Origin of the sequence: Mycobacterium sp. 852002-40037_SCH5390672, from assembly GCF_001665875.1 — a bacterium.
Taxonomy (GTDB): Bacteria; Actinomycetota; Actinomycetes; order Mycobacteriales; family Mycobacteriaceae; genus Mycobacterium.
The window spans coordinates 1-8,531 of the sequence record NZ_LZTA01000117.1 but is presented as its reverse complement, the minus strand read 5'-3'; the positions used below and the strand labels follow the sequence as shown (position 1 = coordinate 8,531).

The window sequence follows — 8,531 nt, the reverse complement described above, 5'->3', positions numbered from 1 at the left end:
ACTCCCGCGTGTTCACCAACCTCCACGCACAGGTGTGACGCTGGTGATCTTCATCGGCGACGACTGGGCCGAAGACCATCACGACGTGCATGTGATGGACGAGGCCGGTTGACGAGTCCCCGTTTCTGAGCCCACCCCGTTTTTAGAGTCGGGTTTGTTGATCTAGATCGATTAATGCTGCAGAGGCGGGCGGGGTGTGAGCTGCGCCTGCAGACCGCAGCGTACTCGGGCGGCGTGCAGTAGCCCAGGGCACGCGGCGGTGTCATCGGTTGTGCTCGTGCTTGGCGAATGGCACGTTGGCTTTGATAAGCGTGCTTCGTGGTTGCGGTTGAGCACACACGATCCCACGATCAGACGAAAATGATCAGGGTTCGGCCGCAATACCGGCGCTCGCGACCCAGTTTAGTGGTTCATCGTTGGTGGGGTTGCAGCGCGATCATCAGAGTGGTGGCTTTGGCGACTGGCGTGTCATCTGGGCGGGTTAGTTCGGCGCTGAGAAAGGTTTTGCGACCTTCGATGGAGCCGATGCGCGTCGTGGCCTGCAGTGGTATGTCGGTCAGGACGTAGTCGAGGAAGTCGACGTTGAGGTAGGCGGTGCGGCTGATCGCGCGGCCGGCCGCGACGATCCGGCGGGGACCGTGCCCGCGTAGAGCTATCGTGCGGGGGTTTCGCGTGTCGCCCGCCGCCCTATCGGAGACCAGGGTGTGCGCGATCGCCCCGGGGACGTGCGCTCAAACGCTGCCCAGCGACACTGCCTCGTTGGCGAACTGGCGTTTCAACAGTTGATATCCCCACAGCAGGACGAACCACGGGCCGATGAGCCACGGGGCGTTGAGAAGAATGAACTTCACGCCGAAGTCCATGAAGCTCGCGGTGTTGACCGAGACGAATCCACTGAGTATCTCGGTCCCGTAGTAATACCACGTGAGCACGGTGTGGGTAACTGCCGTCGACATGACGAGCAACGTGCCCTTGTTGTTGGTGAACTTCGACCGGAACAACAGGATGAGCCCGGTGACCCCGACGCACGCGTTGATGACCGAAAGTACCTCGATCATCATGAAACTGGGTTCGGCGTGCAGGTAGCGCACGTCACCGCCATCGATGTAGTTCCACCACGGATAGGCCCAAGCGGCGTTGCGGGCAGCAGGGATTGCTTTATGGAGGATGATCCAGCCCAATTCCCAGGTCAAATGTGTTGTATAGGAACAGATGACAAACGGAAGGACCACAGCTTGGACGCGCTGGAATCGCGTCCAGTTCCTCAGCGACGGGATGGGTAACAGCGCCGCGAAGATGCCCAGGAAGTATGCGATTGTCGCCTGTACTGCCATCGCGTTCGCGACGGTAGTACGGTTTGCCCCACTGAACGCCAGGTGGCTGTAGAGCGGGAAGGACAGCGCCAACGAACCGAACGCTACGATCCACAGCACTCGCAGCGTGCGGGACGGCGGAAGCTTGGCGGTAATTGGTTCCGCAATCGACTGTCGTGTGACCTCGGACGTAGTAGTCACGGGCGGACCTCTCGGGTTGAGTAACTCGCGTTTCTCTAACGATAATCGTCGTTACCCGGGCACGCTAACATGGCGTGTCCAGACACGACAAGCACCTCGCAACGAAAGGAGGCAGGCCCCATGGACCAGCCGCTATCTGGTGCACCCATCGCCCGCCTCGACGATGCACGACGCGCGATGTACCACGAACAGATCCTCGCTTCCGCCGAGTATGAGTTCGCGCGAACCGGGTTCAACGAAGCAAAGGTGAGCGCCATCGCGAAGACGGCGGGGGTTTCGTTGGCAACGGTCTACAAGCACTTCACGGGCAAGGACCAACTGTGGGATGCGCTCAATACCCTTCGAATGACCGAGTTCGTCGACGCCGTCCTGACCCGCACCGCGACCATCGACTCACCGCTGGAGAAGATTCTCATGGGTGCGCGCGCTGAGGTCGAGTTCTTTGCCGCCCATCCTCACTTCTTGGCACTGCATCTTCACGAAGCACTGAGCTGGGGTACCGCGTCGGCCTTGATCGATGCCGGCCGCGGCGGACAGCGCGAGGCTTGGCGCACCGGCATGGAGATGATCAGCCACGCAGCACAGGCTGCTATCGACGCCGGAGAGATTAGCGCATTGCGTCCGGCAGTTGTTGCCTCGCTGGTGATTTCCGCCCTGCAAATCTGGCTCACCGACTGGATCGCCACCGACCGCGCGCTGCCCATCGACAAGGTTGCCGACGAGGTTGTCGATCACCTCCGGTGCTGCCTGACGCGCCAACCGCGTGTGACCTCCAAGTCGTAGCAAAGAGTGCCAGCGTCGGTGAACCGAGCAGAAAGAATGACCATGGCAGTTGTCCCCGGGCGCCCAAGCGCCTGCCCGATACACCTATATGGACTGAGCGCATGAGCAATGCTTCAGGACACGACGATGCGCCGCCGCCGATCTTTCGGTTGACCGAACCCGGACCCGGATTTAGCCACTTCGTGGCCGGGATGCGCACACTGCAAGACCTGGCCGTCAGCGCAGCCCCAGAAGACGGCGTCTTCGTCCACGCGGCGCAGCGAGTCGACGAACTCATCGACCTGTTGGGTCATCATGAAGCAGCCGAGGGTGCGAGCCTGGCCGGTCGCGTGCCAAACCTGCCCGGTGCGGGCAGCCTGCTCATGCCACCGTGGACAATCACGCGTTTCGAACCCGACGGTGTCGACATCGCCGTCGAGTACAGCCGCTTCTACGTTGGCGCTCGCTCTGTGGTCCACGGGGGCACACTCCCCATGATCTTCGACCTCATCTACGGAATGGTCATCCACGCCGCGGGAAGAGCGTTCAGCCGCACCGCGAAAATGGAGGTCGACTACCACCAACCCGTCCCCATCGACACGCCCCTGACCGTGCACGGCCACATCCTTGACATCGACGGACGAAAGACAACCACCCACGCCGAACTGCGCGGACCCGACGCCGGTGTCCTGGTAACCAGTCAAGGCCTGCTGATCAGCCCGAGAACCACTGGCAAACGCCAGGGGTGAGGGCATCAAGATCGATGCTGAGCGAGAGCGGAAAGGGTCGCCGGTGCGTTTCACATTCACAGATGTGATGACGCGATCGGAGTACCTGCCGCACTTGGCGGTCGCCGCCGAGGCCGCGGGATACGACGGGTTCACCATCCCCGATTCCATTGCCTACCCGCAACATTCCGATGCCATCTATCCGTACACGGCCGACGGCGACCGCAGCTTCCTCGAAGGCAAGGAATTCATCGAGCCTTTCGTGCTCGCCGCAGCTCTGGGCGCCGTGACGAAGCGAATCCGCTTCAACACCTTCGTGGTGAAGTTTGCACTCCGCTCACCCGTGCTCTCCGCCAAGCAGGCCTTTTCAGTCGCAAAACTCACCGGAGACCGCCTCGGCTTGGGTATTGGCATCGGCACCAGTCCCTACCCAGACGACTACCTCATGGCAGGCGTCGACCCGGCCCACAAGGGCGCCCGGATGAACGAGGCGATCGAGATCTTTCGTGGGCTGGAGTCCGGCGAGTTCTTTGAGTTTCACGGTCGCTTCTACAATGTCCCGTCGCTGAAGATGTGTCCCGTTCCCTCGCAGCCGATCCCGTTACTCATCGGCGGCCACTCCGATGCCGCACTGCGTCGTGCCGCGAACAAGGGCAATGGCTGGATGCACGCGGGCGGTCCCACCCAAATACTCGAGCAGATGGTCGGAAAATTGCACGCGCTGCGTACTGAAGCGGGAAAAGCGGGCGAGGCGTTCGAGATCCACGCCGCCACCCCGGATTCGCGCACCGTCGATGGGTGTAAGCGCCTGGCGGACATGGGCGTCACTGACGTCGTGGTCGGCTTCCGCAACCCCTACATCAAGGGCGACGACACCCAGCCGCTCGCAGACAAGCTGGCCAAGCTCGAGAGATTCGCCGAGAAGGTCATTTCAAAGGTCAACCGCTGAGGGCGTCACACATTCTGGAGATGGCAACGGGCCGGCAATACCGCAGCAACGCCCGCGCTCGCACTTTCGTCACCGTGACACTTATCCGCCAACGCGAAAACGGGAAAGTCATGTTCGTACCGACACAGCCGCCCGAAAACTTCGATGTCCCACTCTCATATAGATCGCCGACGCCGACCGCTACATGCCAGGACTTCAGTGGCAAGGTACCGTGACCGGACCCCGTGAACTCGTCCACGGCGAACGAGAGTCGCTCCAATTGGTGCCGTTCGCCTCCTAGCGCGGATGCTGACTGGCCACAGGTCGCGAATCCTAGCTCTGGGCCGGCGTGCCGATCAACAGGTGAGGTGCTCCGTCAACGGCGTTGATCCGGCGGTGTTGCACCGTGAGTCCCGCGCTTTGCAGCGTGTTGATGACTTCGGGTATGGGACGAAGGCGGAAGCCGTTGCCAGTAAAGTGTAACTTCGCCATCGTCTCGGGGTCGGCAACGCCAACTACGATGCGTCCCGAGGGTTCGGTCACCCAGGCCAACTCGGTGAGCGCCTCCTGCAGTTCGGCGATGAAGTAAATGGTGTTGATGATCAGGACACCGTTCAAGGTCCCTTCGTCGAAGGGCAGTAGGGTCAGCGACCTGGTGCAGCGCCAACCGCCCCGCCGCGAGGTCGCGCTGATACCGCTGTGCGGCCTGTTTGAGCATCGTGTCCGACACTTTCACCCCATGGACGCGGCCCGACCGGCCAACGCTGTCAAGCAGCAATTTCAGGCCTAGACCGCCGCCAAATCCGACATCGGCCACCACGGGGTCGTCGTCGGCATGCAACGCCAGCACAGCTGCGCTCACGAAGCCCCGGTTACCTCGATTGAGCGCGAGCCCGACAATCCGGCCACCCACGCCGCGTGGATGGCCGAGCTGCTTGGCGATACCGGCCATGAGCGCGCCCCAAGCTGCCATCTTCTGAACCGTACCGGCCTGTCGTGTTCGACAACCACACGATTCGCGGATCTGACGAACGAGCACTCGCTGGCCGGACTGCTCTGCGCTGCCGACCGGGAAAGTGACACCAGTCATCGAGGGCATCCCCAGTGTGGAAGCCGACGAGTTGGCGGCCGCTCACAAGCGCATCGCTGCGCTGGAAGCCGAACTGGCGTTGACCGCGATGCCTGCTGTTCGATGAACAGCTGGTGGTACCCCCACAACGCCGACGCGCGATCCACTGACAACGGGTTGCACCCTGTGGCGGCGGCAGCTGGTAATCGGCTCTAGTATCGGTCATACAGCGCATGGTTAATCGCATGACCGGTGGTTACCGATGACCGAGAAGCATGAATCAGTCGGACGCAGCTGCGGCCGGTCGGCCTGGGCGCTGGAGGGCGCTGACGGCCGGGCCGATCCAAATGCCCAGCAGCCTCCGAAGTTCGGAGCTGCCTGTGGTGTGTGGAGACATGATGAATGACTGTAGGGTACGCAACACGATCTGCAGGACGTCCTCGATGGCCGACGGGGGGAAGGTCGACCAGTTGACGTCGAGGCGGTCGAGGATGAAGCGGCCGAACATGCGGGCGGTGTCGTTGGCCAACGTGACCTGTTCGGCGACGGCCGCGTTGCGCGGTGACCGCAGCATGAGCCCGATGTAGGGGTCTTTGGGCAGGCGTTCCAATGTCAGTGCGATGCCCTCGATGATGGCCGCGGCGGGATCGATGATGCCAGACAGGGACGTGGCGAGCTGGTCCATAAAGTCTTCGGTGGCATCGGTTGCGGTCGCCTGCAATAGTTCGTCGGTTGATCGGAAGTAGTGGTAGACCGTTTGCCGCGTCACGTTGAGGGCGCGCGCGACATCGGCCAAGCTGATGCGCTCACCGTGCTCGTCGATGCTCGAGCGCGCGGCAGCGATGATGCGCGCTACCGCTTCCTGGTCGCTGGCGGGAACGTCGCCGCCCCATCCACGAGTCCGCACCGCGAGCCTCCTGTCAATTCGCTGCTCCCGTCCGGGCGTGACGATAGTCCACCGAGAGTGATTCGACCGCTTCGACAGCCCTGATGTACGGTCATACGATCAAGTACAATACGTATGACCGATCGGGAAGGAACCGTGATGAACACGACGACGTGTCCGTTCGGTAGGGGCTTCGATTTCACCGATCCCGACGTGTTGCTGGCGGGGCTTCCGGTGACACAGTTCGCCGAACTTCGTCGCACCGCGCCTGTTTGGTGGAACGAGCAGCCCGAGTCGATCTTCGGAGACGGTGGTTACTGGGTGATCAGCCGGCATGAGGATGTCAAGGCGATTTCTCGCGACGGAGAGCGGTGGTCGACCAATCGCAAGGGGGCGGTCATGCGTCTGCCCGAGGGCGTGACCGCTGAGCAGCTCGAGCTGACCAAGGCGTTGTTAATCAACCATGACGCGCCTGACCACACCAGGCTGCGCAAGCTCGTGTCGAGGCTGTTCACGCCGCGCGCCGTTGCCCACCTTGAAGACAAGCTCTCCGCGGCGGCACGTGAAATCGTGTGCGCTGCCGCGCAGAAGGACAGCGGCAATTTCGTTGACGATATCGCCATGAGATTGCCCCTGTCGGCGATCGCGGATCTCATCGGTGTACCGGAGGCGGACCGCGAGAAGTTGTTCGACTGGACCAATTCCATTATGAACACTGATGATCCGGAGTTCGATTGTGATCCTGCGGTGGCCAATGCCGAACTGATGGCCTACGCCTACGGCATGGCCGAAGAGCGGCGCCGCTGCCCGGCCGACGACATCGTGACACGTCTGATCGAAGCCGACGTCGACGGGGACGCGCTCGGTGATGTTGAATTCGCGTTCTTTGTCATCTTGTTGGCGGTGGCGGGCAACGAAACCACCCGCAACGCCATAACGCACGGGATGAACGCTTTCTGTGATCGTCCGGATCAGTGGGAGCTGTTCAAGCGCGAGCGTCCTGACACCGCGGTCGACGAAATCATCCGCTGGGCCAGTCCCGTGCATTGTTTTCAGCGCACCGCACTTGCCGACACCGAAGTTGGCGGGGTGAATGTTCGCCAGGGCCAGCGCGTCGGCTTGTTTTACAGTTCGGCGAACTTCGATGACGAAGTTTTTCACAATCCCTTCGAGTTCGACATCTTGCGTGACCCCAACCCGCACTTGAGTTTCGGCGGCAATGGGGCTCACTACTGCATCGGGGCAAACCTGGCGCGCATGGAGATCAAACTCATCTTCAACGAGCTGGCCGATCAGTTACCGGACATCTCCAAGATCGCCGAGCCGCAACGACTTCGTTCAGGATGGATCAACGGCATCAAGACCCTTGACGTCGCCTACGGCGCAGCCGGTCCCGGCGTCTCAACCCGGGACCAGTGGGCATGAGCCACCGGCATTCGCATCAGTTACACGCCGACACCGTCCGCCCGGGCCCGAGCTTCTAAGGCGCTGGCATGCCCTTGTCGCCAGAAGACTACCGCGAGGTCGAGCAAGGCTGCCGCGAGTTTTTGCTGCCGGCCTCACGAAGTCCGCAAACCCCACGGCAGCGAGAACGTTGGCTGCGGATCATCCATGCGACCGTAGAGGTCGCCGCGCAGGGCGGCTACAGCGACGCTCGGATGCGAGAGGTCGCGCGTTGCGCCGGAGTATCCATGGCGACCGTCTACTACTATTTCCCGTCCAAGGTCCACTTGCTGACGGCGGCCCTCGCATATGAACTGAGTCGCTTCGACCTTGCCATCGGCGACGAGATCGGCCTCAGTGACCCGTTGGCTCGCCTGCGCTTTGTTGCCGACCGGCTCGTTGATGCGATGGAACGCTCCGATCGCATCACCGATGCCCTCACCCACGCCTATGTCGCGGCGTACGTCACCGGTATCGATGAGGGTGAGCAGGTTCGCTGCCAGACGATCGACCTGTTGGCTAGACATCTCGATCAGGAGCAGCACGCCATCGCAGAGATCCTTGCAGACATCTGGACTTCGGAGATCATCTCTCTGGTACAGGAGCGTTCCTCGTCCACCGATCTACGTGCTCGCATGAGAACTGCAATCCATCTGCTCGATCGGCACCCGTCCAACGATGACACCCAACGCAAATCGGAGCCACGCACGAACCATGAGCACGCCGCATCGGCAAAACCGGTTCCGGCCGGCCACGTTGCGTGCTCATTCCAACACGGCGGTGGGCTAAACGCTGATGCAAAGTCAACCCCGCTCGACGTGCAAGGACCCTAAGACATGCGAGCTTCCCGGCCGCAAAGCCTTGCGCGAAAAGGGTGATCGGTGCCATGACCGCGGGGGGATTGTTGCAGTTGCCGACATCGGTTGTAACGCAGTCCGTCTTGCGGTCGGGTTGCGCCTCGCGGCGTTACCTGCAGGCCATCACCACTTCTCGTGGTAGGGAGCAGCAGGAAAGGAATGCACGGGGTGCAGATTTCGAAAGTGGTGCGCAGCGCGTGGTTGCCGCTGTTGATCGTGGCGGTCATGGTGGTGGGGGGCTTTGCCGTGGTTCGGGTCAAGTCGTTCTTCGCCGCTCACGACACCGGCGTCATGACCAGCCCGCGCCTCGATGATTCGAAGCCGTTCAAGCCCAAGGTCGTCAA

General features: G+C 61.8%; 9 protein-coding genes. 6 read left to right on the top strand and 3 right to left on the bottom strand.

Annotated elements, in window-relative coordinates:
- Positions 1-731 precede the first annotated feature (731 nt).
- On the bottom strand, positions 732-1,433 hold the full coding sequence (locus A5782_RS21805) for a hypothetical protein (RefSeq protein WP_231986757.1): 702 nt from the start codon (positions 1,431-1,433) through the stop codon (positions 732-734).
- Between the two features lie 201 nt (positions 1,434-1,634).
- Here A5782_RS21805 and A5782_RS21800 point away from each other — a divergent pair, with 201 nt between their 5' ends.
- The 3 genes from A5782_RS21800 (at position 1,635) to A5782_RS21790 (ending at position 3,953) form a co-directional block, all read left to right on the top strand.
- Positions 1,635-2,297 (top strand): TetR/AcrR family transcriptional regulator, encoded by a 663-nt coding sequence (locus tag A5782_RS21800; protein ID WP_231986756.1) that lies wholly within the window; start codon positions 1,635-1,637, stop codon positions 2,295-2,297.
- Between the two features lie 101 nt (positions 2,298-2,398).
- Positions 2,399-3,025 carry a PaaI family thioesterase gene (locus A5782_RS21795; protein WP_067104168.1) on the top strand — a complete coding sequence of 209 codons (627 nt, stop codon included), beginning with the start codon at positions 2,399-2,401 and terminating at the stop codon, positions 3,023-3,025.
- 43 nt (positions 3,026-3,068) lie between these two features.
- Positions 3,069-3,953 carry a TIGR03619 family F420-dependent LLM class oxidoreductase gene (locus A5782_RS21790; RefSeq protein WP_064883303.1) on the top strand — a complete coding sequence of 295 codons (885 nt, stop codon included), beginning with the start codon at positions 3,069-3,071 and terminating at the stop codon, positions 3,951-3,953.
- Positions 3,954-4,265: 312 nt separating this feature from the next.
- On the opposite strand, the gene A5782_RS26970 is transcribed toward A5782_RS21790, so the two are convergent.
- Together A5782_RS26970 and A5782_RS21780 are read right to left on the bottom strand one after the other, a co-directional pair.
- On the bottom strand, positions 4,266-4,550 hold the full coding sequence (locus tag A5782_RS26970; RefSeq protein ID WP_231986755.1) for a hypothetical protein: 285 nt from the start codon (positions 4,548-4,550) through the stop codon (positions 4,266-4,268).
- Between the two features lie 731 nt (positions 4,551-5,281).
- On the bottom strand, positions 5,282-5,908 hold the full coding sequence (locus tag A5782_RS21780) for a TetR/AcrR family transcriptional regulator (protein WP_064883301.1): 627 nt from the start codon (positions 5,906-5,908) through the stop codon (positions 5,282-5,284).
- A 138-nt stretch (positions 5,909-6,046) separates the two neighbouring features.
- On the opposite strand from A5782_RS21780, the gene A5782_RS21775 reads away from it, so the two are divergent.
- The 3 genes from A5782_RS21775 to A5782_RS21765 all read left to right on the top strand — a co-directional run.
- Positions 6,047-7,312: a cytochrome P450 gene (locus A5782_RS21775; protein WP_064883338.1), complete on the top strand. Its 1,266-nt coding sequence runs from the start codon at positions 6,047-6,049 to the stop codon at positions 7,310-7,312.
- 68 nt (positions 7,313-7,380) lie between these two features.
- Complete coding sequence (locus A5782_RS21770) at positions 7,381-8,163, top strand: TetR/AcrR family transcriptional regulator (protein WP_067104167.1); 783 nt, start codon at positions 7,381-7,383, stop codon at positions 8,161-8,163.
- A 192-nt stretch (positions 8,164-8,355) separates the two neighbouring features.
- The coding region (locus A5782_RS21765) for an MmpS family transport accessory protein (protein ID WP_231986758.1) at positions 8,356-8,531 on the top strand (176 nt) is incomplete at its 3' end.

Coding starts and splice junctions, on each gene's coding strand:
- A5782_RS21800 (WP_231986756.1), top strand. CDS start 1,635: ATGGACCAGCCGCTATCTGGTGCACCCATCGCCCGCCTCGACGATGCA.
- A5782_RS21795 (WP_067104168.1), top strand. CDS start 2,399: ATGAGCAATGCTTCAGGACACGACGATGCGCCGCCGCCGATCTTTCGG.
- A5782_RS21775 (WP_064883338.1), top strand. CDS start 6,047: ATGAACACGACGACGTGTCCGTTCGGTAGGGGCTTCGATTTCACCGAT.
- A5782_RS21770 (WP_067104167.1), top strand. CDS start 7,381: ATGCCCTTGTCGCCAGAAGACTACCGCGAGGTCGAGCAAGGCTGCCGC.